The organism is Corynebacterium capitovis DSM 44611 (genome assembly GCF_030440535.1).
Lineage (GTDB): Bacteria > Actinomycetota > Actinomycetes > Mycobacteriales > Mycobacteriaceae > Corynebacterium > Corynebacterium capitovis.
Genome location: NZ_CP047117.1, coordinates 1,218,482 through 1,243,052 on the forward strand (window position 1 = coordinate 1,218,482; position 24,571 = coordinate 1,243,052).

Below are 24,571 nucleotides of genomic sequence, written 5' to 3' on the forward strand. Positions count from 1 at the left end.
ATAGAACGTTGGAAACGATGTTTACTTCTTTCCCTTGCGGGATGGACCGAAGATCATGGTCATATTCCGGCCGTCTTGCTTCGGCCGGGACTCCACCACTCCGAGCTCCCCGATGTCTTCCGCAAGACGATCGAGGAGGCGATAACCGAGCTCGGGACGCGACTGTTCACGCCCGCGGAACATGATCGTGACCTTGACCTTGTTACCCTTTTCCAGGAAGCGCTCGACATTGCCCTTTTTAGTCTGGTAGTCGTGCTCATCGATCTTAGGGCGGAACTTCTGTTCCTTCACCACTGTCTGCTGCTGGTTCTTGCGGGACTCGCGGGCCTTTTGGTCCTGCTCGTACTTGAACTTGCCGTAGTCCATGATTTTGGCTACGGGCGGCTTCGCAGTCGGAGCCACTTCGACAAGGTCAAGGTCCGCTTCGTATGCCAGTTTGCGGGCATCGTCGGTGCGGACAATGCCCACCTGCTCGCCGGAGGGTCCGACGAGTCGAACTTCGGGAACGCGGATGCGCTCGTTGATCCGAGTTTCAGCGCTGATGAGAACTCCTAAAGACTAAAGAATCACTGTCGGTCGCTACCGAACCACTCATGTCGAACTCATCCCACGCGAAAAACCCGTGCCGCTTGCGGCGGCACGGGAGCTCTTCCTAACGCGGCCACCACTGGCGTCCGCGCGTTGAACCCGTAGCCTTCCGAATACTCAGCGGCATGGGGTGGGAGTAACTCCACTTGTGGCCCGCGTGCCCCAAAAAGGCCACACTGGGCGGTAGTGGCTACACGATAACATGCGCGCGGTGATTCTCAAAACGGCGCGACAGAGATAGCCTTGATCGACGTGGATACGACTGTGTCGCCAGCCCGCCCGCCCGGCGTCGACTGGAAAGCTGCGGCGTTGGGCGCATTCGCGCTCGCACTGTCGGCCGCGATTTCTCCGTTAGCACTCCCGGCTTTGGGCGCGAGTCTCCTCGCCATCGCACTTGTGGCGCTCTCCCAGCGGTGGCCTCACCAGACCGGCGCCGCGATGGTGGTGTTGTTCGTCTGCGGCGCCGCTTTCGTCGGGACCCGTAGTCCCGTCCTGGTTTTCACAGCTCCCTTCTTCGTCGCCTCCATCGCCTTTTCGGGGCGGTTCCGCTTCGCGCTTGCTCTCGCCCTCATTCTTGGCTACATCAGCGTTACAAGCCCCTTCACAGGCCAATGGGCTCCCTACGATCTCACCGGAACGCTGATTTTTGCCACTGCCCTATCCGTGGCTTTGTGGGCTGGCAGTTATTTTCGCCGGCAGCGGCTCCTCCACGCTGCCAATCAGCAACGACTCGAGGCGGAAATGGATGACCGGAGGGAGCAGCTGACCCGCTACCTTCACGATTCGGTAGCCACTACCCTCACGTCTGTTGTCATGCGCGCGGAGACACTCGCCCTCACGTCCACCAGTGGCTCCGACGTGAAGAAGTCTTTGGAGCTGATTGCCGACGAGACACGCGAAGCGATGCAGGAAGTTCGGCACCTCATCCAGGTCACCCGCGATGACTGGGCGATCGAAGCCGAAACAGAACCCCTGGACAGGACGATCGCCGAGCAGGTCAGCGTCACGTCGAGGCTCTTGCGAAGCCACGGCTTCGAAGTGCGGGGGGACGAGGAAGCCAAACTCATCGAAGGGTCTTTCCCCGCCGGTTTCGAGCGCCTTTTCGCCGAGCTTGCTACCAATGCGATCAAGTACGCACTGCCGGGGTCGACGATCCTGTTGCGAATTGTCAAGGACGAGACAGGCCTGCACTGTCGGCTGAGCAACGTCGTCGGTGGGGCCGTCTCCCTTTCCCACATGACGAGCCGGTTTGGGTTGGAGGAGGCGCGCCGTCTTGTTGAACGCCACGGTGGCACCTTCCGGGCGCGCCCACGGCTCAACCGCTGGGTGGTGGATTTCTACCTCCCTGAGCCACCTCGAGCAGACGCCCCAACCCCGCCAGTGCCCCCCAAAATGGGTGGAGACCTTCGTTCCTCAATGGACCCGCGGAGGTGGAGTGTGGCCCGACATCGGCGAAAATAGGGACGAAGCTAGGATTACTCATCCCAGCCAGGAAGATTCAGGAAAGGATTTGCAATGAAAGCTCGCTTGACAGCCGGCGTCCTCTCGGTCGCCCTGTTGTTCGGGGCGGCCCCCGCAGCTCATGCACACACCGAGGCAGAACCAGAGCGGGATTCCACTCCGTCCGTCAGCTTCTATTCCACGATGACCGACTTCTTGTCCTGCAAATTGTACCCGACCCGCCCTTGGTGCCCCACGTCCAACGCGCCCCGATGAGCGATCCCATCAACGTCCTTCTCGTTGATGACAACCCTCTTGTCCTCAGCTCCTTCCGCCAGTACTTCAGCACCACGTCCGACATCACTGTGGTAGCAGACGCCGCTAACGGCCGGGAGGCACTAGCCGAGTTAGCACTTCACGATATCGACGTCGTTCTCGCTGACATCCACATGCCGACGATGGACGGCCCGACGCTTCTCGAGCACATCAATGAGCTTGATTCGCCCCCGATTTTCGTGGCTGTCACTGCGTTCGATTCCGACCGCACGATGCGACGCATTCTCCGGTTGGGCGGAGCTGGTTACGTCCTCAAGAGCGAAAAGCCTCAAATCCTTATCGACGCCATCCGTTCTGCGACCGACGGAGGCATGGTCGTCTCCGCCCCGGCGATGCGCCGGCTCGTGACAAATCTGCGAGTCGATCAGCCGCAACGCCGGGTCGACCCGATCGACGAGGCACTCAAACTTCAAACGCTTACTAACGCCGAAAAGAACGTGCTCGTGTTACTGTGCCAGGGAATGTCGAACTCAGAGATGGCCGAGGAGCTGGCCTACTCCGAGTCGACGATTAAGAAGTACGTCTCCAACATCATCTCCCAGTTCGGTGCGACGTCGCGGCTCAACCTCGTGGTGAAAGTCCTCAACGCCGATTACTAGGGGTGTCTGCGGCCGCCCCTAAAGAATCCGGCCGAGGAACTCCCCCGTATACGAATCCTTCACCTTCGCGACGTCCTCCGGGGTGCCCTGGGCGACGACCGTCCCGCCGCCGGAGCCGCCCTCCGGGCCCATGTCGATGATCCAATCTGCGCACTTGATCACGTCGAGGTTGTGCTCGATGACGAGAACGGTATTGCCTTTCTCGACGAGACCGTTGAGAACAAGCATCAGCTTGCGGATGTCCTCGAAATGCAAACCCGTCGTCGGCTCGTCCAAGATGTAGATGGTTCGCCCGTTGGATCGCTTTTGCAGCTCAGAAGCGAGCTTCACGCGCTGCGCTTCGCCGCCTGACAGCGTCGTGGCGGCTTGGCCGAGGCGAACGTAGCCGAGGCCGACGTCGACAAGAGTGCTCAAATAGCGGTGTATTGAGGTGATTGGCTCAAAGAACGAGCACGCCTCGGAGATGGGCATGTCCAGCACTTCAGCGATGTTCTTGCCCTTATAACGCACCTCTAAGGTTTCACGGTTGTATCGGGAGCCGTTGCACACTTCGCAGGGAACGTAGACGTCGGGCAAGAAGTTCATTTCAATTTTGAGCGTGCCGTCGCCGCGGCAGGCCTCACACCGCCCGCCTTTGACATTGAAGGAAAAGCGCCCAGCTTTGTACCCGCGCACCTTTGCTTCTTGCGTTTCGGCGAACAGGGTGCGGATTTTGTCGAATACCCCTGTGTAGGTTGCCGGGTTCGACCGCGGTGTGCGGCCGATGGGCGACTGGTCCACCTGCACCAGTTTGTCCAAGTTGTCGATGCCGTCGACGCGCTTGACCCGGCCCGGCACCTGGCGGGCTCCGTTGAGCTGGTTTTGCAGCGTCTTAGCAAGAATCTCGTTGACCATGGTTGACTTCCCGGAGCCCGAGACCCCCGTCACCGCCACCAATACGCCTAAGGGGATGGACACATTTACGTCCTGCAGGTTGTTCTCGCGCGCGCCGACGATGTCGATGTGACGTTGGTTGTCGATAGCCCTGCGCTCGGCAGGAACTTCGATGGACTTCCGGCCGGCGAGGTAGTCCCCGGTCAGGGAATTCTTCGCGTCGACAATCGCGGCGGGGTCGCCCTGGTAGACGATCTCGCCGCCGTACTCGCCCGCGAGCGGGCCGACGTCGACAAGCCAATCGGCCTCTTTAATGGTGTCCTCGTCGTGCTCGACCACGACGAGCGTGTTTCCGAGGTCGCGGAGTTTTTTCAGAGTGGAGATGAGGCGCTGGTTGTCGCGCTGATGCAACCCGATCGATGGCTCGTCTAGGACGTACAGGACCCCAGCCAGACCGGAACCAATTTGCGTGGCCAGACGGATGCGCTGTGCCTCCCCACCCGAGAGGGTTCCGGCGGAGCGGGACAGGGTGAGGTAGTTCAGGCCGACGTCGAGAAGAAAGCGCAAGCGGGCCTGGATCTCACGTAGTACTGCCCCGGCGATGAGCTCTTCGCGACGACCAAGTACGAGATGGTCCAGGTATGAGGATGCCTCCTCGATGGACAACTCGGTCAGCGCGGCGATGGACTTTTCGCCGTGCGTCGTGGAATCCAAGCGCACGGCGAGGATTTCCGGCTTCAACCGCGTCCCTTCACAGGTGGGGCACGGGATTTCTCGCGTGTAAGCGAGGAGCCGTTCCTTTTGAGACTCCGACTCCGCCTGGTCCAATTTGCGTTCCAGGTAGCCAAGGACACCCTCGTAGGCAGCACTGAAAGAGCGCTGACGGCCGTAGCGATTTTTGTAGCGCACGCTCACCGTAGTTTTAGAACCCCGGACCAGGTGTTTTTGCTGCGTCTTCGTCAGCGAGCTGAAGGGGGCGTGAGCGTCGAAACCCTCCTCGGCGGCCAGCGCCTCGATGAGCTTGACAAAGTAGCTCTTGTTCGGGCTGGAGTTCCACGGCTGGAACGCGTCGACGGCGGGGGCGTCCGGGTCCGGAATGACCAGATCCGTATCAATCTCCTTGCGCACCCCGAGGCCGTCGCAGGCCGGGCACGCACCGAAGGGCGAGTTGAAGGAGAAGGCGCGCGGCTCGTACTCCTCGACGTCCAGCGTGTGACCGTTCGGGCACGCCATCTTTTCCGAAAAGATACGAGAGCGTGCCGCGTCTCCAGGCTCGCGATCGACGAATTCGAATGCAACGAGTCCGTCTGCGAGTTTGAGGGCCGTCTCGACGGAGTCCGTCAGCCGTTGCTGTTGGCTCGCCTTGACCTTCAGGCGGTCGACCACGACGTCGATAGTGTGCTTGACCTGCTTTTCCAGCTTTGGCGGGTCCGACAGCAGGTGGGTGTCCCCGTCGACGGAGACACGGGAATACCCCTGGGCTGCGAGGTCAGCGAAGAGGTCGACAAACTCTCCCTTCCGCTTACGCACGACGGGAGCGAGGACCTGGAATTTGGTCCCCTCCTCCATCTCCAGCACTTGGTCAACGATCTGCTGGGGGGTCTGGCGTTCTATCCGTGCGTCGCACACCGGGCAGTGCGGAGTACCCGCGCGGGAGTACAACAGACGAAGGTAGTCGTAAATCTCGGTGATGGTCCCCACCGTCGAGCGCGGGTTGCGGTTGGTGGATTTCTGGTCGATAGACACTGCTGGGGACAAGCCGTCGATGTAGTCGACGTCCGGCTTGTCCATCTGCCCCAGGAACATGCGCGCATAGGAGGAAAGGGATTCGACGTAGCGCCGCTGCCCTTCCGCGAAAATCGTATCGAACGCCAGGGACGACTTGCCGGACCCCGACAAGCCGGTAAAGACCACCATCTTGTCGCGTGGCAGCTCGACATCGACTCCCTTGAGGTTGTGCTCGCGCGCGCCGCGTACTGTTAGCCGGTCAGCCACCTGGGTGTAAGTCCTTTAGTTCGAATGACGGTTAGAAGTTGAATAGGGTTGTGCGAGGTTGGTACACAGTTTTATAGATACGAAACTACCAACGTCGGACCGCCGGCCGCTATTTCAGCGTGGACGCTACTGTCGGTGCCATGAATGAACCTCTCGGCCTGCGTCAGATCTCGGTTTCCGAGATGGACAACAACTGCTACCTCCTCACCGCTGGAAGCGTCGGCCTTCTCGTCGACGCAGCGGACGACCCGGAGGCGCTCCTCAGCCTCGCCGCCGACGCGGGGGTGCGAATCACGGACGTGCTGACCACTCACCGACACCACGACCACGTCCGCGCATTGCCCACCGTCCTCGAGGAGACGGGTGCGACTCACTGGGCATCCTTTCTCGACGCCCCCGCTCTCCCAGCACCCGTTGACCACGAGCTTTCCGACGGCGACCACCTGGATTTTGCTGGCCACCGCCTTGACGTGCGCATCCTTCGCGGCCACACGCCAGGTGGCGTATGCCTCGCCGCGGAGGTCGACGAGGCGCTCAACCTCTTCGTCGGAGACTCCCTCTTCCCAGGCGGGCTAGGCAAGACGAGTTCCGAAGGGGACTTCATCCGGCTTTTCCGTGACGTGTCCACCCGAGTCTTCGACTCATACCCCGACTCCGCCATCGTCCGCCCGGGCCACGGTAAGGCGACGACCCTCGGCGCTGAGCGGCCGCACCTTGAGGAGTGGTGGGAAAGGCGCTGGTAGAGGCTTACCTCCCCACGGGTGTCTGAGATTTGTCTAAGCTAGTGAGGTACAACTTCCACTAGCAATGAGATGAGGAATGTCACTGATGATTCGCAAGTTTGCGCGTCCGATGCTCGCGTCGGTCTACGTTATCGACGGAGTGGAGACCGTTCTTAACCCTGGCAAGCACAAAGAGAGTGCTGAGTCGACGCTGAAGAAGGTGCGCGCGGTCGTGCCCGCCCAGTACCGCTCCCTGCTTCCGTCCTCGCCTGAGACCGCCGCCCAGATCGCCGGTGGTGTGAAGACGGGCGCCGGTGCCCTTTTCGCCCTGGGTAAGGCGCCTCGTACCGCCGCTGCCCTTCTCGCGGCAACGGCTGTTCCCTCGCTGATCGGCCGGAACGCGTTTTGGGAGGCGAAGGACGCCGAGGAGAAGGCCCGTCGTCGCTCCGGTGCGATCACCGATGCCGCACTGCTCGGGGGCGTCTTGCTGGCCACCGTCGATACCGCCGGCAAGCCCGACCTGCAGTGGCGCGCTCAGACGGCTGCCAAGGCCGCGAAGAAGAACGTCCAGCAGGCTCTTCCCACCCAGTCCGAGGCACAGAAGGCAACGGCCAAAGCCAGCGGCTGGCTGTCCGACGCCACTGAGCAGGTCACCTCGTATGTGGATGACAACAAGGACGATTGGAAGAAGGCCGCTGCACATTTCGCCGACAACGCCACGGATGTCGCGGGTGACCTCTTCGAGGACGCTAAGAAGCAGACCTCCCACTTTTTCTCTGCGGCTACGGACCAAGCCCAGAATCTCAAACCGGTTGTGGACAAGCGCGTGAGCGACCTGCAGTCGCAGCTGGATTCCCTCGCACCCAGCTCCCGCGACAAGGCGCGGGCCAAGAAGAAGGCAGCGAAGACCGCCGCCAAGGTGCAGGGCCGAGCACAGGACGCGGTTGATTCCTTGCAATCCGCTTTTGCCAACCTCGACGCCGCCCCCTCGAAGCGGCAGCGTCGCAAATGGGACCGCACCGCCAAGAAAGCGCAGAAGCGCGCCGAGAAGGCCGTGAAGCGGGCGCAGAAGAAGTTCCGCTAGCCACTTACCGCTTACCCCGCACCCCGCTACGTGGGGTGCGGGGTTTTTTCCAGCCAGTACACTGGTCGGCCTGTATTTTCCCCATGTTGTCTCGCCGGCAAGAAGGAGCTCCTAGTGCCACGCGCCCTCAACCCGTCGCAGAGCATAGCCGAAGAGCAGAGGTACGCCGATGTCCTCTTTGCGCACCTCGACACGGAGGTGAGAGCGGCCCAGCGCCGGCTTGACCAGGTGCAGGCTGACGTGGATCCGGATAATCCGGATGCTGACGCGCTGGTGCGAAGGGAAACGGAGTACCACGGCCTTAATGCGAAGCTGGACACGCTCAACGTCGCAGAGATTGGTTTAGTCTTCGGCCGGATCGACGTGGCTGATGACAACGCCGAAAACCCTGCGCCGGGGCGACCTCGGCTTGACCGCCGCTACATAGGGCGGATTGGTATCGACGACCGCGGTGACCATTACCGCACCCTGTTGCTCGATTGGCGCGCCCCCATGGCCCGCCCCTACTACCTAGCAACGACGGCCCACCCTGAGGGCGTGGAAACCCGCAGAAATATCCGCATGCGCGGCAGGACCGTCACCGCCGTCAATGATGAAGTGTTGGTTGGAGATCCGCCGCCCGGGTTTGAATCCGACGTCGGATCGGAAAGCGCCCTGCGCCGAGCAATAAACGCCGCGCGCAGCGGGCGCATGCGCTCCATCGTTGAGACCATTCAGCGGGAGCAGGACGACATCATTCGCGAGACCACCCGCGGGGTGCTGGTCGTCCAAGGGGGACCGGGCACGGGAAAGACCGCAGTCGCTCTCCACCGCGCCGCGTACCTTCTCTATACGTGGAGGCAGCAGCTCGCCCGCAGCGGCGTGCTGATTATCGGGCCGAATGCGACCTTCCTCGACTACATCTCCCGGGTTCTACCTGAGCTCGGCGAAACCGGTGTAGTCCTGAGCACGGTGGGCGCCCTCGTTCCGGGTTTTCACCCGACTGGTGCCGAGACGCGGGAGGCCCGCGAGGTCAAGGGGTCAGCGGAGATGCTCACGATCCTCACACGAGCGGTTCAAGCCTACGAAACAATTCCTGACCACCCTGTCCCGCTCGCAGTGGGGTCCGTCCCCCTCGAGGCGACCCCTGCGATGGTGCGCGCCGCCCGAACGCGAGCGCGCCGTTCGCGCAAACCGCACAACGAGGCGCGGGCCTTCTTCGCGGAACACCTCACCCAGTCCCTCGCCGACGCCCTTGCTGCGCGCATCGGCGAGGATCCCCTTGGCGGGGAGAACTTGCTCAGCGGCGCCGACGTTGACCAGCTCTTCGACGACCTTTCCGAGGAGCCCGCGGTGCGCTCGCTTATCGACGCCCACTTCCCGGTCCTCAGCGCCCCCGACGTTCTCGACGCGCTCCTCACCTCCCGCGCTCGCATCGAAGAGGCGGCCGGTGACTACGACGAGTACACCCAGGCGGCTCTCTACCGCTCCCCCGGTTCGGGGTTCAGCGAGTCGGATACCGCGCTGATCGACGAGCTTATCGAGCTCATCGGCCCGGGAGCGGACGTCCACGGCGCGCAGGATAAAGAGGACAATTCCGATGACCTCGTTGCCGAGGCGGAAGAAGCACTGGATGCCCTGTCCTCCTCCGAGTCGACTGATAACGACGACGATCAGTTCGAGGCCGAAATCCTCTCGGCTCACGACGTGATCGACGCTGAGACGCTCGCCCAGCGGCAGCGCGAAACGGACGTTCGCTCGACGGCGCAGCGGGCCCGCGCCGACCGCCAGTGGGCCTACGGCCACGTCATCGTTGACGAGGCCCAAGAACTCTCTCCGATGGAGTGGCGCATGGTCTTCCGCCGCTCCCCATCACGGTGGATGACCGTGGTCGGCGACACTGCGCAGACATCCTCACCTGCGGGGACGGACAGCTGGTCTGAGGCGCTGGCGCCGTTTGTGGGCGAGCGGTTCAGAACTCGGGAATTGACGGTGAATTACCGGACGCCAAAGGAAGTAATGAGTGTCGCCGACGAGATCCTCGCGGTCATCGACCCAGACGCGAAACCCGCCACCGCGATTCGCGCGACGGGGCTAGAGGTCCGACGCCTGCCGTCTGGCACCGACCCCGCCGTGATCGCTGCCCAGCTAACAGAGGGCGGAGAAAGGACCGCCTCCATCGTGACGGCGGCGACGGTCAACGACGTGAAAGGACTAGAGTTCGATCACGTTATCGTCGTCGAACCCCGTCAGATCGTGTCCAGCTCCCCCCAGGGCTGGCAGGACCTGTACGTCGCCGTCACCCGCGCTACACAGACCCTCACCATCATCGGCGAGGAACCCTCTCGCGGCTAGTCCACGGTGTGCACAATCATGACGTCGCAGTCCGACTGACGAGCGACATCCGCCGGGACGGAGCCCAACAGGCGTCCGGTCAGCGAGTTGATCCCCCGATTGCCCACAACCAGGAGGTCCGCGTCGTTGTCGTTGACGATGGCCATAAGGGCTTCGACCGGGGTCCCGGGCCGCGTTGCGGTCTGGACGTTTTGCGCCCCGACGGAACGGGCGTGCTCCGCTGCTGCTTCGAGGTTGCGCAGGGCTTGATCGTCGCCAAGAATCGTCACGGAGTCCTGACGGAGCGCCTTTGCGGCCTCCTCCTCCGTCTCGTAGTAGGCGGTCCCGATAACTAGGGTCGACTCAAAGGCGACCGCCATCTTCGCGGCCCGCTCCACAGCAAGAAGCGACGATTTCGACCCGTCACTCCCGACGACGATGGTGTTGTAGTAGCTTCCCACTGTCACTCCCAAACCTTTCTCAGGGCCGAGTACTTTTGTGTCAGAACTATCCCCACAATACCCCGGTGGGTATTAGTTGTGGCCTTCCGCCCGGGTGTCAACGAGGAGGACGTCAACGGGCGATTTCTTAGCGACGTTCCCCCCGACGTTGCCGAAAATTCGCCCGGCCAGCGAGCGCATTCCCTTGTTACCCACCACGAGGAGGTCTACCCCGAATTTCTGGGCGGCCTCGACGAGCACCGACGCAGGCTGACCTGGTTGCGCCACGAGAGTGACCCGCGGCGCTTGTTCCTCCTCCGCGATGGACGCGGCCTGGTTTAAAATATGTTCCGCGTCGCTGTCGCTGACGATTTCGATCTGTGATAGCTCGGCGTTCGTCGCATTGAGCATGGACCCACTAGCGGTGTAATGGGCACAGATGACGGTGAGGTCCGCGCCGTACACACGAGCGAGGCTCGCCGCCGCGCGCACCGCCATCAGCGAGGTTGGAGATCCGTCAGTTCCGACCGCGATCGAGGTGTACGTGTGCATGTAAGTCTCTCCCTTGTTACTCAGTTGCCGGTCTCCTTCATACCACGCAGCTCCTTGCGGAGATCCGCGATCTCGTCGCGAAGCCTTCCGGCCAGCTCGAATTTGAGCTCGCGCGCTGCGGCGCCCATCTGGGCGGTGAGGTCCTCAATGAGCTTTTCCACCTCGTCCGATGCCATCCCCTGAACGCTCGGTTTATCCGCCAGCGCCGCCTGGGCAGAGACCCTTTCCGCGTCACCGCCGCCATCCTCGTAGACTTGATCGAGGATGTCCGCGATCCTCTTGCGCAGGGGCTGGGGATCGATCCCGTGCTCGCGGTTGTAGGCAAGCTGCTTCTCGCGGCGACGCTCCGTCTCTTCGATCGCCTCCCGCATGGAATCCGTCTCCGAGTCGGCGTACATAATGACCTCGCCAGAGACGTTCCGAGCCGCGCGGCCAATGGTTTGGATCAGGGACTTGGTCGACCGCAAGAACCCCTCCTTGTCGGCGTCGAGAATCGCCACGAGCGAGACCTCCGGTAGGTCAAGGCCCTCGCGCAGGAGGTTGATACCGACGAGCACGTCGTACTCCCCCAGCCGAAGCTGGCGTAGCAGCTCGACGCGCTGCAACGTATCGATGTCCGAATGGAGGTAGCGGACCTTGATGCCGTTATCCAGGAGGTAATCGGTCAGGTCCTCCGCCATGCGCTTGGTCAACGTGGTGACCAGCACGCGTTCATCCTTGTCCACGCGCTGCCTGATTTCGTCGATAAGATCATCGATCTGCCCCTTGGTGGGTTTGACGGTGACCTTTGGGTCCACGAGCCCCGTTGGGCGAATAACCTGCTCGACGACCTCGCCGCCCGATGCCTCTAGCTCGAAGTCGCCCGGAGTGGCCGACATGTAGACGGTCTGCCCGACGCGCGCCTCGAACTCGTCGAAAGTTAAGGGGCGATTGTCGACGGCACTGGGCAGGCGAAAGCCGAATTCCACCAGGTTTCGCTTGCGCGACATGTCGCCCTCGTACATCCCGCCGATTTGGGGAACGGTGACGTGGGACTCGTCGATGATGGTGAGGAAGTTCTCCGGGAAGTAGTCGATGAGCGTGGCCGGCGCCGACCCCGCGGGGCGTCCGTCGATGTGCCGCGAATAGTTCTCAATGCCCGAACAAAATCCGACTTGTTGAATCATTTCCAGATCGTATTCGGTGCGCATACGCAGCCGCTGGGCTTCAAGCAGCTTTCCCCGGTTCTCCAAATCCTCTAGGCGTTCGGCGAGCTCCAATTTGATGGCTTCGGCCGCCTTCTCCATCCGTTCGTCCGTCGCGACGTAGTGCGTGGCCGGGAAGATGCGCACTTCGTCTTCCTTGCTCAGGGCGTCCCCTGTCAGCGGGTGGATGTAGTACAGCTCGTCGATCTCGTCTCCGAAGAACTGCACCCGGACCGCAATCTCCTCGTACGCCGGAATGATGTCGACGGTGTCCCCTTTGACGCGGAAGGTCCCTCGGCGGAAGTCGATGTCGTTGCGCTCGTACTGAACGTCGATAAGCAGGCGAAGAAACTGGTCGCGGTCCACTTCCTCGCCGACTCGGAGAACGATCGAGCGGTCGAGGTACGACTGCGGAGTGCCCAGGCCGTAGATGCACGACACTGAGGCCACGACGACGACGTCCGCGCGGCTGAGCAGCGCGGATGTGGCCGAATGGCGAAGGCGTTCGACATCGTCGTTGATCGATGAGTCCTTCTCGATGTACGTATCCGTCTGTGCTATATACGCCTCCGGCTGGTAGTAGTCGTAATACGAGACGAAATACTCAACGGCGTTATTCGGCAGGAGCTGGCGGAGCTCGTTGGCCAGCTGGGCCGCGAGCGTCTTGTTCGGCGCCATGACGAGCGTGGGACGCTGCTGTTTTTCAATTAGCCACGCCGCCGTCGCGGACTTCCCCGTACCGGTTGCGCCCATCAGCACGACGTCGCGTTCGCCGCGCCGCAAGCGTCGGTCAAGCTCCGCGATGGCCGTCGGCTGGTCGCCGGAAGGCTGGTACTCGGAGACCACCTCAAACGGCTTTTGCCGACGCTCAATGTCGCCGACCGGGCGGAACTCGGACTGTGCGAGGACTGGGTGCTCAGCAGCGAATGCCATGCGAACAGTCTAGCGCGCGGTTAATGGGCTACCTTTTCCGTCGCGGCCAACCATTGCTCCAACTCGCCGGCATCGCGCCACTGCTCGTAAAGCTCCGAATTCTCGGGGTTCAGCGTCTCCCGGAGTTTGGCCTGCAACCAGCGGCGCTCGCTCAGGTCGAAGGGGAAACTCAGGGCGGCGCGGTCAGCCTCGGCGGGCAGGTGCCCGTTCATGACCGCGACTAGGGCGACAACTGCCTCGGCACGCTCGGAATCGAGCGGCTCGTCGGCGCAATCGAACCGGAACTGGTCCAGGCGAAAGGTGCCATCCGCCAGCTGGCGAACGACATCACGCGCTTTGTCGTTGTCGAACGGACCATAGTTCCACGTCCCCATGCTTGAACAACCTAAACCGGCGACGTTACTTGGACTTTACCAACAGTTGAACGGTGCACTAAAAGTCTTTTATCCGGGAGACCAGCCCCTCAACCTGCGCTTTCAGTGCGTTCACGTCTCCGTTGTTGTCGATCACGATGTCGGCACGTGCACGCCGCTCAGCGTCCGATATCTGCCGAGCAATCCGATTCCGTGCGTCTTCTTCACCCATTCCGCGCTGCTGCACCAAGCGGCGCACCCGTTCATCCGCCTCCACCTCGACGATGACGGTGAGGTCCATGGCCTTGTCCAGCCCGAGCTCTAGGAGCAGAGGCATATCGTAGACCGCCACCGCCTCCCCCGCGGCCTCGAGTTCCTCGAAACGACGGTCGGACTCGGCGCGAATGGCCGGGTGTGTAATGGCGTTCAGGCGCGCCGTCGCCTCGGGGCTGGTGAACGCGCGCCGGGCGAGCTCGGAGCGGTTGAGCGCGCCGCCGTCGAGAAGATCCGCACCGAACTCGGCGGCCACGCGGTCCAGCACATGCGACCCAGGCTCCATAATCTCACGCGCAATCGCGTCTGCATCGACCACTGGGATCCCCGCCTCGCGCAGCATGCGCGCGACGGTGGATTTACCACTGCCAATTCCACCGGTGAGTCCGACTCTCAGCATGAGCTCAGTGTAATGACTTTTCTTTCGCACCCACGCGAAAAACCCCGCCGCCGGAAACCGGGGCGGGGTTTTAGCCTGTACTACTTAGTTGCCGGCGAGGCGGTCGCGGAGCGCGGCCAGCTGCTCGTCCGACGCGAGAGAGCCCATGGACTCGTCACCCCGGTCCGCTGCCGGAGCTGCAGCGTTGGACTCAGAGGAGTAGTTCGCATCGGCGCCCTGCTCCGCGGCCTCAGCCGCGGCGGCACGGTGACGCTCGATCTGAGCGGTGTGAGCCTGGAAGCGACGCTCGGCCTCGGCGTAACGTGCCTCCCATGCCTGGCGGGCTTCGTCGAAGCCTTCCATCCACTCGTTGGTCTCCGGGTCGAAGCCCTCCGGGAAGATGTAGTTGCCCTGTTCGTCGTAGGAGTCGGCCATGCCGTAACGGGACGGATCGAACTCTTCGGTGTAGTCCTCGTCCGCCTGCTTCAACGACAGGGAGATGCGGCGACGGTCCAGGTCGATGTCGATGACCTTCACCATGACCTCTTCGCCAACGCCCACAACCTGGTCCGGCACCTCAACGTGGCGCTGAGCCAGCTCGGAGATGTGCACCAGACCCTCGATGCCCTCTTCGACACGAACGAACGCACCGAAGGGAACGAGCTTGGTCACGCGGCCCGGGACAATCTGGCCCACGGCGTGGGTGCGGGCGAAGACGCGCCACGGATCTTCCTGCGTCGCCTTGAGCGACAGGGATACACGCTCACGGTCGAGATCGACGTCGAGAACCTCAACGGTGACCTCATCGCCCACGGTGACAACCTCAGACGGGTGGTCAATGTGCTTCCAGGACAGTTCGGAGACGTGCACGAGGCCGTCGACCCCACCGAGATCGACGAACGCGCCGAAGTTGACGATCGAGGACACGACACCCTTGCGGACCTGGCCCTTCTGCAGCTGGTGCAGGAAGTCGGAGCGAACCGCGGACTGGGTCTCCTCCAGGTATGCGCGGCGGGAAAGGACGACGTTGTTGCGGTGCTTGTCCAGCTCGATGATCTTCGCTTCGAGCTCCTGGCCGATGTAGGGCTCCAGGTCGCGGACACGGCGCATCTCGACGAGCGATGCGGGCAGGAAGCCACGCAGGCCGATGTCGAGGATCAGGCCGCCCTTGACGACCTCGATGACCGTACCGGTAACCGGCTGATCGTTGCTCTGCAGCTCCTCAATCGTGCCCCAGGCGCGCTCGTACTGAGCACGCTTCTTGGACAAGATGAGGCGGCCTTCCTTGTCCTCCTTGGTGAGGACAAGGGCGTCGATCTCGTCGCCAACCTCGACGACCTCGTCGGGGTCGACGTCGTGCTTGATCGACAACTCGCGGGTGGGAATCACACCCTCCGTCTTGTATCCGATGTCGAGGAGGACCTCATCGTGGTCGACCTTGACAACGGTGCCGGACACGATGTCACCATCATTGAAGTACTTGATGGTGGCGTCGACCGCGGCGAGAAAATCCTCAGCGCTGCCAATGTCGTTGATGGCAACCTGGGGTGCGTTAGAAGTGGGCATAAGTTAGAGTGCTCCGAAAGAGGTAGGAGATCGTAGATGGACATGGGTGTGTCGTTCGCTTCGCCGTGACCCCACCCTCCTACGCGGCAGGCGACACGCCTTTAGCAGACACGCCTGTAAAAGGCTAGCCTCTTTCCCCAGCTAAGGCAACTTGTCGACGCACCCGCGCAGCCCGCCGCACTTGTTCACCTAGAGTTTCCAAATAATTGGCCAGCTTGCCCACAGCTAGCCACGTGAACGATGTTAAAGTGTGGGCGTATATCGGGGCCAACGACCTCGGGGGGAGCCGGTGTGCGGAGGGGTCCGCACACCGGCTACATGTTTGCTAGTGGGCCGCCGCGTCCCAATTGGGGCCTGTCCCGGCAGAGACTTCGAGGGGTACCAGCAACGTGATCGCGCCGTCCATCTCTCGCTCGACAATGTCCTTGACGTCCTCTAGCTCGCCCGGGGCTACTTCGACCACGAGCTCGTCGTGGACCTGCAGCAGGATTCGCGAGGCGCGGCCGTGCAACGCTTCGTTCACGCGGATCATCGCCACCTTGATGATGTCCGCCGCAGTCCCCTGAATCGGTGCGTTTAGAGCCGCGCGCTCCGCGTTTTCCCGGGCCACCCGGTTATCGGAGGTCAGCTCAGGCAGGTAGCGACGGCGTCCGAACACCGTCGAGGTGTAGCCGTCACGACGGGCCTGCTCAACCACCTCGTCGAGGTAGCGCTTCACACCGCCGAAGCGTTCAAAGTAGCTCTCCATGATCTTCTTTGCCTCGCCGGCACTGATAGATAGCTGGTTGGAAAGTCCAAAAGCGGAGAGGCCGTACACCAGCCCGTAGCTCATCGCCTTAACGCGACGACGCAGCTCCGGGGTGACCTGGTCGATGGGGACGTCAAAAACCCGCGAGCCAACGAAGTTGTGCAGGTCTTCGCCGCCTCGGTAGGCCTCGATCAATCCCTCGTCCTGCGATAGGTGAGCCATGACGCGCATCTCGATCTGCGAGTAATCGGCGGTGAGAAGGCAATCGTACCCCTCCCCCACGGTGAAGGCCGAACGGATAACGCGCCCCGCCTCCGTTCGTACCGGAATGTTCTGTAGGTTCGGATCAGTCGATGACAACCGTCCCGTGGAGGCCACGGTCTGGTTGAACGTCGTGTGAATCCGCCCGTCGTCTTGCAGAGTTTTGATGAGCCCCTCAATCGTCGACTTCATCTTCTGATACTCGCGATGCTCGAGCAACGCCTGGAGGAACGGGTGCGGGTTATTCGCAGCGAGGGTCTCGATCTCTTTCGCCGCGGTCGAGTACCCCGTCTTCGTCTTCTTTGTCTTCGGCAGCTTGAGCTTGTCAAACAGGACGACAGAAAGTTGTTTCGGACTGGAAAGGTTGAGGGCGGGCTCGTCGACAAGCTGACGCGCGTGCTGCTCGACTTCGGTGACCTTGTTGGAAAAGTGCGCGAGCTCGCCCTCGAGGATGGACACATCGACGGCGATGCCCGCGTCCTCCATCTCCGCGAGGATGCTCACCAAGGGCAGCTCGAGGTCGGAGTAGAGCTGGTAAGAGTCGATGGCGCGAAGCTGCGCGGAGAGCTCGGCCGAGAGCTCCAGGATCGCAGTGGCCGCGCGTAGCGATGAGTCGTCGTCGAGGAGGCTGAGCTGGCCGCTGGTATCACCCAAGTGGCGCTGGAGATGGCGCTGGTATACGTCGGCGAGTTCGTACGTCCGCTGGCCGGGTCGAAGGATGTACGCCGCGATCGCGGTGTCGTGGGCGATACCCCGCAGCGTGATTCCGCGACCGCGCAGCATGTGGTAAGCCTGCTTCGCCTCGTGCAGGAACTTGGGCGAGTCCGACTCGGCCCACAGCTTGAACGCGGCGTCCTCAGCGGGAGACAAGTCCACCATGTCGCGTTGCACGCCGCATCGACTCTTGTCGACGAGCGCCACCGCGGCCGCATCCCCCCTGCCCGGGGCGCCATTACCGCGCAGGTAAAGAGCGAGACCCTCACCGCGGCGGGATGTAAGCCAGGCGTCGAGAGGTTCGTCGGAGAGGGTTACCTCTGCTGGCTCGTCCGCGGCGCTGGGAGCGGGCGCGCCCGTGGTGGGCACCGCGGCCAACACGCGCTCGCGGAGGTTGACTCCGAACTCGAGTTCGTCGAACGACTGCGCAACCTGGGCGATTTCGATGGGACGCATCACCAATTCGTCCGGCCCCACGGGTAGTTCGACGTCTGTGACCATCTGCGTCAATTCCCGGTTCAACCGCACCTGGTCGATCCGGTCCCGGAAGTTCTGCCCGGCGACACCTTTGATCTCCTCGGCGTGGGAGATAAGCCCTTCCAGGCCCCCGTACTGGGAAATCCACTTCGTCGCCGTCTTTTCCCCCACCTTCGGGACACTCGGCAGGTTGTCGGAAGGGTCTCCCCGCAGCGCTGCGAAGTCTGGGTACAACTCTGGGGTGAGACCGTACTTCTCTTCCACGGTCTCCGGGGTGAAGCGGGTCAGCGTGGACACACCGCGGGTTGGGTAGAGCAGAGTCGTTGTGGCGTCGACAAGCTGGATGTAGTCCCTATCACCGGAGACGAGGACCGTCTCGAACCCGCCCTCCGCGCGGGCCTCACTGACCAGGGTGGCCACGATGTCGTCGGCCTCGAAGTTCTCCTTGGACAAGGTGACGATGCCGAGCTCCCCCAGAACTTTGTCAATGATGGGCACCTGGCCTTTGAACTCGGGGGGTGCCGCCTCTCGCTGCGCCTTGTACTCGGGAAAGCGTTCCGTGCGGAAGGTCTTGCGACCCACGTCAAACGCGACCGCAACGTGAGTGGGCTGCTCCTCGGCGAGGATGTTCGCAAACATCGACAAAAACCCGTAAACAGCATTTGTGTGCTGCCCGCCCGAGGTGGAGAAATTCTCCGCCGGTAAAGCGTAGAAAGCGCGGAAAGCCATGGAGTGGCCGTCGATGAGAAGCAGGCGTTTGCTCGCGGATGTCGTCACGGTGAGCCAGTCTAGACGCGAGCTTGAGACGTAGAAGTCGTTGATCACGACCACTGCCCGCTGCACGATCGCAACACTTCACATATGCGCCGTGACGCAACCTGCGGAAATGCAGGGTTCAGGATGTAAGGAGGCCAACGAAAGGCCAGGCCACTTAACAACGCTGTGACCTGGCCTTATCGTGCCCCAGGTGAGACTCGAACTCACACTGGACGGGTTTTGAATCCGTTGCCTCTGCCAATTGGGCTACTGGGGCGCGTGCAAAACTGCGAAGAGAATCATAACGCAGTGCGCCCCCGGAAACACAATCGCCGCCGCCACTAGCATCGACCCCATGACAACCCCGCAACCCACCGGAGTTCTAAACCGCCGGCCCGATGGCTCGGACCTCTTTATCACTCGCGACGCGCACCTGCCTATCGACGCCACGTGGCAGTGGATCACCCACCCAGACAAAACCGCCGCGTGGGTGGGTGCCTGGCGGCAGGGCGACGGCGAAAGGCGCGTTGACGTGCATATGGCAGTTGAGGAAGCATGGGCCGAAATGGAGGTGGTTGCGTGCGAGCGACCCCGACAACTCCGGCTGGTCGGTGTGGCGCCACCGGCGTGGGATATTGGTTTTGAGCTTTCGCCAACTGCGGAAGGGACCAAGATTTTGTTCGTGCACCGGGGGATCGACGAGGCGCAGCTCAGGGATATCGGGCCGGGCTGGGAGTTTTACTTGGACTGCCTCGTCGCGGCTCTCACGGGTGCCAAAGCCCCGGCCTGGGACGCCTACCCGCTGGGTCAGAGCGCGTACTACGACCGCCTGTCCGTCGCTAACTAAGCGACGAACCCTACTCCAGCGTAGCGTTGAGGAGGTGGTGCTTACCGAACGAACCTACGTTGTCGCCGACCGTGGCGCACGCCCGCTCACCCGAGGCTGGTTCCATGTCGCCGCGGCGCTGGGGTCCGCCGTGGCGGGTGCGGTACTGCTGACCGTTTCCTGGATGACGCTGCAGTGGGCACAGGCCGCCAGCGTCACCGTCTATGTGGCTGGCCTCATCCAGCTTTTTACAGTCTCCGCGATGTACCACCGCTGGCCCTGGCGGACCCACGAGACGGTGCAATGGTGGAGGCGGGCGGATCACGCAACCATCGCGGTGTTCATCGCCGCGACGTACACACCGATCTGCGTCATTCTGCTCGCACCCCCCTACTCGTGGTGGCTGCTCGCCGTGTCCTGGTCCGGCGCGGTCATGGGGGCGGTACTCAACCTGGTGTGGATCAATCACCCGCGGTGGCTTGACGTCGCCGTATACGTGGGACTGGGGTGGATCGTGGTATTCCTCGCGCCCGTGTTGCGGAACCAAGCGGGGGCTGCCGTGGTGTGGCTGCTCTTCGCTGGTGGGGTTGCGTACACGGTCGGCGCCGTCATTTACGGGTTCAAATGGCCGGGCCGCAACGCCCGAGTCTACGGGTATCACGAGCACTTCCACACCCTGACGATTGTCGCCGCGGCGTTGCACATGATCGCCGTGTGGGTGGTCGTTCTCGACGCAGCATAGAAGCCGGTTAATATACGGTTATGCGTAAATTTTGGGCCGGGGCGGCCGTGTTCACGTCGATAAGCGTGCTGCCCGCCTGCGTAACCAACGTCGAAGGGGGTAACCCCGACGGCTGGGTCGATGTGTCACCCGAGCCCGTACCGGAGATCGTGGAGCTCGTACCAGCAGACGTTGCCGCCGACGGGACATTGACGGTCGGCGCGAACCCGCCTTTTGCCCCCTTCGAATTCAAGGACTCTGAGGGCCGCATCGTCGGAGTGGAGATGGATCTGGGCCGCGCTGTGGCTAGCGTGATGGGGTTGCAGTTCGACCCGCAGGAGATGGACTTCTCCATGATTCTGCCCGCGGTTCAAGCAGGCAGCCTCGACGCGGGAATATCGGGATTCACGGACACGGAAGAACGACGCGCCTCCTTCGACTTCGTCGACTACCTCTATGCCGGAGTTCAGTGGGCGACACAGCCGGGCAAGGACGTCGACCCTGCCCACCCATGTGGCCTGACCGTCGCGGTGCAGCGCACTACCGTGTCCGAGACCGACGACGTGCGGCCGAAGAGCGACGCATGTGTAGCAAACGGTGAGGACCCGATCACCGTTCTCTCATTCGACACGTCGGACAACGCGGCGCTCGCGGCCTTGGTCGGGCGGGCCGATGCGCTGAGCGCGGACTCCCCCGTCACGGCCTGGGCGGTGGAGCGATCGGAAGGCAAGCTGGAGCTGGTCAGCGAAATGTTTGATGCCGCGCCCTACGGTTTCGCGGTGCCGAAAGATTCGCCCCTCGCTCCGGCGATGGCCGCAGCGCTGCAACACCTGATCGACACCGGAGACTACGACCGCATTCTCCGGCAGTGGAACGTCACCTCCGGCCACCTCACGCAGGCGACTATCAACGAACAGCCCATAGAAGGACGGGAGTAGCCCATGAGTGCAACGTCAACCCCGCGCGCCCCAGAGCGCATCGAGGCGAAGCCTCTTCGCCACCCAGGGCGGTGGATTACGGCAGCCCTGCTTCTCCTGCTCGTCGCGTGGTTCGTCGTCGGCGCCGCCCGCAACGAGGCGTACGGCTGGGAGACGTACTTCGCCTACCTGCTTGACACCCGGATCGCGGCGGCCGCTTTGCACACCATCGCCATCACCCTGCTCGCGATGGTGATCGGGGTGATCGGTGGCGTGCTGCTGGCAGTGATGCGCATGAGCCCGAACCCGGTATTTACCGCGGTGGCGTGGGCGTTTCTGTGGATCTTTCGCGGCACGCCCGTGTACGTGCAGCTGATGTTCTGGGGCCTGCTTGGAGCGATCTATGACTCGATCAACCTGGGGTTCACCTCCATCCCCCTCAGCCCGTTGACGTCTTCCGCGTTCAGCCTCGCCGTCGTCGGGCTGGGCCTCAATGAGGCCGCGTACATGGCGGAGATCGTTCGCTCGGGAATCTCCTCGGTCCCAGAGGGTCAGGTAGAAGCGTCGAAGGCGCTGGGGATGAGCTGGGCGCAGACCATGCGCCGCACCGTGCTGCCACAGGCCATGCGCATCATCATTCCCCCCACCGGCAACGAGTTCATTTCATTGCTGAAGACTTCTTCACTCGTCGTGGCGGTCCCCTACTCTCTCGAGCTGTACGGCAGGTCGATGGACATCGCCGCAGCACTCTTCGAGCCCGTCCCCCTCCTCCTCGTCGCCGCCACCTGGTACCTGGCCATCACATCTCTTCTCATGGTCGGCCAGCACTACCTCGAGAAGTACTTTGACAGGGGTGCGACCCGTCAGCTCACCTCCCGCCAGCTTGCGGCGCTAGCGGACGCGGAAGGGACGATCCCCTCCAATGTGGAGATCGTCACGGCACCGGAAAGGAAAGGACGCTAATGGCTCCCATGATCGAGGCCGTGGACGTATGGAAGTCCTTCGGCACCTTGGACGTGCTCAAGGGCGTGAGCCTAGAGGTCGCCCCTGGCTCCGTAACCTGCCTCATCGGGCCCTCTGGGTCCGGTAAATCGACGTTTCTGCGGTGCGTGAACCACCTGGAGAAGGTCACGGCGGGCCGGCTCTACGTCGACGGCGAGCTCATCGGGTACCGCGAGCGCGACGGCATCCTCTACGAGATGAGCGAAAAGGACGCCGCGCGCCAGCGTCGGAACATCGGAATGGTGTTCCAAAACTTCAACCTCTTCGGCCACCGAACCGTCTTAGACAACATCATTGAGGCCCCGGTCCAGGTCAAGGGTGAGCCCGTCGACAAGGCGAAGGCTCGGGCGATGGAGCTTTTGGCAATGGTTGGCCTTGAATCGAAGGCTCAGGCGTACCCCATCCAGCTCTCGGGCGGCCAGCAGCAGCGGGTGGCCATTGCGCGCGCCGTCGCCATGGACCCCAAGCTCATGCTTTTCGACGAGCCCACGTCCGCCCTCGACCCCGAGCTGGTCGGGGAAGTCCTGCGCGTGATGAAGGACCTCGCCCGCGGCGGGATGACCATGCTGGTAGTAACCCATGAGATGGCTTTCGCCCGCGAGGTCGCCGATCACGTCGTGTTTATGGCCGATGGTCGCATCGTGGAGTCAGGTGCCCCGGCCGAGGTGCTGGATAACCCGCGGGAGGAGCGCACCCAGGCGTTCCTTTCCACGTTGTTTTAACTGAGGAGGCCGAGCACTCCTCGCGCCAGCGCGGTCAGTCCGCCGGCGACGGCGAGACCGAGCGCCAGCGCGTGCGCGCGATTGCCGGGCACACGCGGAGCGATGGCGGTGCCAGCTGCGATCCCAGCGACCATCGCCAGCAAGCCGGCGGCCCACATCGACCCGTCGATGGATTCTAGCGAGCCGGCGGCGCTTAGCTGTTTAATCGCAAAAGAAGTCGCGCCACTGACCATGAAAATCGGCTGAAGCGTGGCAGCGTAGGTCCGCTGATCCCACCTCGCCGCGTGAGAATAGACCGTAATAGCCGGTCCCGCCGCCCCCGCCAGAGTGTTCATGAATCCCCCCGCGGTGCCGGCGATCGCTGCTGGCCCGCGCCCCTCCATCCGGGGAACAAAGCGCTCGCCGAGGGTCACCGCGCCCAGCGCGATGAGCAACAGCACGCCCACGATGACAAGCAGGACGTTCGCAGACACCGCTCGTATGAGAAACGCCCCGGGTACCGCCCCCACAGCAAGATAGGGTGCAATGGAGGCGAACTTTTTCCAATCCACATCGCGCCGTACCGATAAGGTTGTCATCAGCGCGTTCATTGTGGCCAAGACGTTGACGAGCAGCACGCCCTCGACCGGCCCGATCATAAGTGAGATGACAGGCGCCGCGAGCAATCCAAGACCCATTCCGGAGACGCGCTGTAGGAGCGACCCGACGAGCACGACAGCGAAAACGCCTACGGCGAGCGTCACCTAAGCCGCTCTTTCATCGCCTTAACGACGACATCAGGAACCAACCCGGTCACGTCCCCGCCGTACTTCACCACCTCTTTGCACAGGGATGAAGACGTGTAGCCGTACTTTTCGTCCGTCAGCAAAAAGTACGTGTCTACCCCGGTGAGACGCCGGTTCATCTGCGCCATGGGCAGCTCGTATTCGTAGTCCAAAGAGGAGCGCAGGCCTTTGACTAGGGCGGTGGCGTGATGGGCCGTTGTGTAGTCGACGAGCAACCCGCCCCAGAAATCCACGCGGATGTTGGCCACGTCCGCAGTCACCTGCTCGATCAGGTCGACGCGCTCCTGCACCGTGAACAACCCGGATGTTTTCGTCGGGTTGCCGGTGACTAGGACGACCACTTCTTCGAAGTGGCGGGCCGCGCGGCGGAAGATGTCGAGGTGGCCGTTCGTGACCGGGTCAAAAGACCCGGGACAGATTGCAAGGGTCATGATTTAGGGCCTTTCGAGTGCGGAATATACGGCCATATCCATTCTGGCAATTCCGTAGATGCGCTTTTTCAACTTCTGCGTTGTCGGGGTGAACGCTGACGGCCAAGCGGTTTCGGGGCTCTCGCGGTGACGTTCGACGACGACCACGGCGCCGTCGACAAGCGAGGGCTCAAGCGCGCGCAGCATCTCCACGACCGATTCGTCCGCGAGCGCGTAAGGCGGGTCGGCGAGCACCATGGAAAAGTGATTGCGCGGGGCCCGGGCGAGGTAGGTCGAGGCCTTGACGGATTCGATGTGCACGTTTGGGTGGCCCACGACGGCGGCATTGAACTCGATGACACCCACCGCGCGCGGGTCATTTTCTACGAGCACGACCTCCTCCGCGCCCCGGGAGGCGGCCTCAAGCCCAAGGGCGCCGGAACCTGCAAACAAATCCAACACTGTCTGGCCCGCAATGCCAAAGCGCACTTGGAGGGACGAGAAAAGCCCCTCACGGGCGCGGTCTGAGGTAGGTCGCGTGCCCTCGGGGGGCACCTTGATCTTGCGGCCGCGGGCCTCACCAGAGATGATGCGGTTCATGT

22 protein-coding genes and 1 tRNA gene are annotated in these 24,571 nt (G+C 62.6%); 10 read left to right on the forward strand and 13 right to left on the reverse strand.

Annotated features, from left to right (window positions below; all coding sequences use genetic code 11):
- Positions 1-21: 21 nt before the first annotated feature.
- Positions 22-543, reverse strand: a complete 522-nt coding sequence (gene infC / locus CAPI_RS05975; RefSeq protein WP_083893935.1) for a translation initiation factor IF-3 — start codon at positions 541-543, stop codon at positions 22-24.
- A 297-nt stretch (positions 544-840) separates the two neighbouring features.
- Between infC and CAPI_RS05980 the strand changes: the two genes are divergently transcribed.
- Both CAPI_RS05980 and CAPI_RS05985 read left to right on the forward strand, forming a co-directional pair.
- The gene (locus CAPI_RS05980; RefSeq protein WP_245531641.1) at positions 841-2,049 is read left to right on the forward strand and encodes a sensor histidine kinase; all 1,209 of its coding nucleotides are present in this window, start codon (positions 841-843) and stop codon (positions 2,047-2,049) included.
- Positions 2,050-2,300: 251 nt separating this feature from the next.
- On the forward strand, positions 2,301-2,963 hold the full coding sequence (locus CAPI_RS05985) for a response regulator (protein ID WP_018017740.1): 663 nt from the start codon (positions 2,301-2,303) through the stop codon (positions 2,961-2,963).
- A gap of 18 nt (positions 2,964-2,981) precedes the next feature.
- Here CAPI_RS05985 and uvrA read toward each other — a convergent pair whose 3' ends face one another.
- Positions 2,982-5,831, reverse strand: coding sequence for an excinuclease ABC subunit UvrA (gene uvrA / locus CAPI_RS05990; RefSeq protein WP_018017741.1), 2,850 nt, complete (start codon positions 5,829-5,831; stop codon positions 2,982-2,984).
- A gap of 140 nt (positions 5,832-5,971) precedes the next feature.
- On the opposite strand from uvrA, the gene CAPI_RS05995 reads away from it, so the two are divergent.
- The 3 genes from CAPI_RS05995 to CAPI_RS06005 all read left to right on the forward strand — a co-directional run bounded on the left by CAPI_RS05995 (position 5,972) and on the right by CAPI_RS06005 (position 9,971).
- Positions 5,972-6,574 (forward strand): MBL fold metallo-hydrolase, encoded by a 603-nt coding sequence (locus CAPI_RS05995; RefSeq protein ID WP_026157152.1) that lies wholly within the window; start codon positions 5,972-5,974, stop codon positions 6,572-6,574.
- An 85-nt stretch (positions 6,575-6,659) separates the two neighbouring features.
- Positions 6,660-7,637 (forward strand): DoxX family membrane protein, encoded by a 978-nt coding sequence (locus tag CAPI_RS06000; RefSeq protein WP_018017743.1) that lies wholly within the window; start codon positions 6,660-6,662, stop codon positions 7,635-7,637.
- Positions 7,638-7,751: 114 nt separating this feature from the next.
- Entirely contained in the window at positions 7,752-9,971 is a 2,220-nt protein-coding gene (locus CAPI_RS06005) for a HelD family protein (protein WP_018017744.1), read from the forward strand.
- Here CAPI_RS06005 and CAPI_RS06010 read toward each other — a convergent pair.
- The 8 genes from CAPI_RS06010 to CAPI_RS06045 form a co-directional block, all read right to left on the reverse strand.
- Positions 9,968-10,411 (reverse strand): universal stress protein, encoded by a 444-nt coding sequence (locus tag CAPI_RS06010; RefSeq protein ID WP_040356855.1) that lies wholly within the window; start codon positions 10,409-10,411, stop codon positions 9,968-9,970. The two genes, CAPI_RS06005 and CAPI_RS06010, sit on opposite strands and share 4 nt — an antisense overlap.
- 72 nt (positions 10,412-10,483) lie before the next feature.
- Positions 10,484-10,942, reverse strand: a complete 459-nt coding sequence (locus CAPI_RS06015) for a universal stress protein (protein WP_018017746.1) — start codon at positions 10,940-10,942, stop codon at positions 10,484-10,486.
- 20 nt (positions 10,943-10,962) lie between these two features.
- Positions 10,963-13,059: an excinuclease ABC subunit UvrB gene (gene uvrB / locus CAPI_RS06020; RefSeq protein WP_018017747.1), complete on the reverse strand. Its 2,097-nt coding sequence runs from the start codon at positions 13,057-13,059 to the stop codon at positions 10,963-10,965.
- Between the two features lie 20 nt (positions 13,060-13,079).
- The gene (locus tag CAPI_RS06025) at positions 13,080-13,433 is read right to left on the reverse strand and encodes a DUF4259 domain-containing protein (protein WP_018017748.1); all 354 of its coding nucleotides are present in this window, start codon (positions 13,431-13,433) and stop codon (positions 13,080-13,082) included.
- A gap of 58 nt (positions 13,434-13,491) precedes the next feature.
- Entirely contained in the window at positions 13,492-14,085 is a 594-nt protein-coding gene (coaE, locus tag CAPI_RS06030; protein ID WP_018017749.1) for a dephospho-CoA kinase, read from the reverse strand.
- 84 nt (positions 14,086-14,169) lie between these two features.
- Entirely contained in the window at positions 14,170-15,630 is a 1,461-nt protein-coding gene (gene rpsA / locus CAPI_RS06035) for a 30S ribosomal protein S1 (protein WP_018017750.1), read from the reverse strand.
- Positions 15,631-15,955: 325 nt separating this feature from the next.
- Positions 15,956-18,559 carry a DNA polymerase I gene (polA, locus tag CAPI_RS06040; RefSeq protein ID WP_051059738.1) on the reverse strand — a complete coding sequence of 868 codons (2,604 nt, stop codon included), beginning with the start codon at positions 18,557-18,559 and terminating at the stop codon, positions 15,956-15,958.
- Positions 18,560-18,789: 230 nt separating this feature from the next.
- Positions 18,790-18,863: transfer RNA gene (locus tag CAPI_RS06045), tRNA-Leu, on the reverse strand.
- A gap of 78 nt (positions 18,864-18,941) precedes the next feature.
- On the opposite strand from CAPI_RS06045, the gene CAPI_RS06050 reads away from it, so the two are divergent.
- From CAPI_RS06050 to CAPI_RS06070, 5 genes are read left to right on the forward strand one after another with little or no spacing between them, the layout of a single operon-like run.
- Positions 18,942-19,433: an SRPBCC domain-containing protein gene (locus tag CAPI_RS06050; RefSeq protein ID WP_040356822.1), complete on the forward strand. Its 492-nt coding sequence runs from the start codon at positions 18,942-18,944 to the stop codon at positions 19,431-19,433.
- Between the two features lie 37 nt (positions 19,434-19,470).
- On the forward strand, positions 19,471-20,154 hold the full coding sequence (gene trhA, locus CAPI_RS06055) for a PAQR family membrane homeostasis protein TrhA (protein WP_018017752.1): 684 nt from the start codon (positions 19,471-19,473) through the stop codon (positions 20,152-20,154).
- A gap of 20 nt (positions 20,155-20,174) precedes the next feature.
- Positions 20,175-21,071: an ABC transporter substrate-binding protein gene (locus CAPI_RS06060; protein ID WP_018017753.1), complete on the forward strand. Its 897-nt coding sequence runs from the start codon at positions 20,175-20,177 to the stop codon at positions 21,069-21,071.
- Positions 21,072-21,074: 3 nt separating this feature from the next.
- Complete coding sequence (locus CAPI_RS06065) at positions 21,075-22,013, forward strand: amino acid ABC transporter permease (protein WP_018017754.1); 939 nt, start codon at positions 21,075-21,077, stop codon at positions 22,011-22,013.
- Positions 22,013-22,774 carry an amino acid ABC transporter ATP-binding protein gene (locus CAPI_RS06070; protein WP_018017755.1) on the forward strand — a complete coding sequence of 254 codons (762 nt, stop codon included), beginning with the start codon at positions 22,013-22,015 and terminating at the stop codon, positions 22,772-22,774. The genes CAPI_RS06065 and CAPI_RS06070 overlap by 1 nt, the downstream gene beginning before the upstream one ends.
- Here CAPI_RS06070 and CAPI_RS06075 read toward each other — a convergent pair.
- From CAPI_RS06075 to CAPI_RS06085, 3 genes are read right to left on the reverse strand one after another with little or no spacing between them, the layout of a single operon-like run.
- Positions 22,771-23,517, reverse strand: coding sequence for a sulfite exporter TauE/SafE family protein (locus CAPI_RS06075; RefSeq protein ID WP_018017756.1), 747 nt, complete (start codon positions 23,515-23,517; stop codon positions 22,771-22,773). The genes CAPI_RS06070 and CAPI_RS06075 overlap by 4 nt on opposite strands.
- Positions 23,514-23,990 (reverse strand): pantetheine-phosphate adenylyltransferase, encoded by a 477-nt coding sequence (coaD, locus tag CAPI_RS06080; protein ID WP_018017757.1) that lies wholly within the window; start codon positions 23,988-23,990, stop codon positions 23,514-23,516. The genes CAPI_RS06075 and coaD overlap by 4 nt, the downstream gene beginning before the upstream one ends.
- Positions 23,991-23,993: 3 nt before the next feature.
- A complete protein-coding gene (locus CAPI_RS06085; protein ID WP_026157154.1) occupies positions 23,994-24,569 on the reverse strand; it encodes an RsmD family RNA methyltransferase in 576 nt (191 codons plus the stop codon).
- Positions 24,570-24,571: the final 2 nt, after the last annotated feature.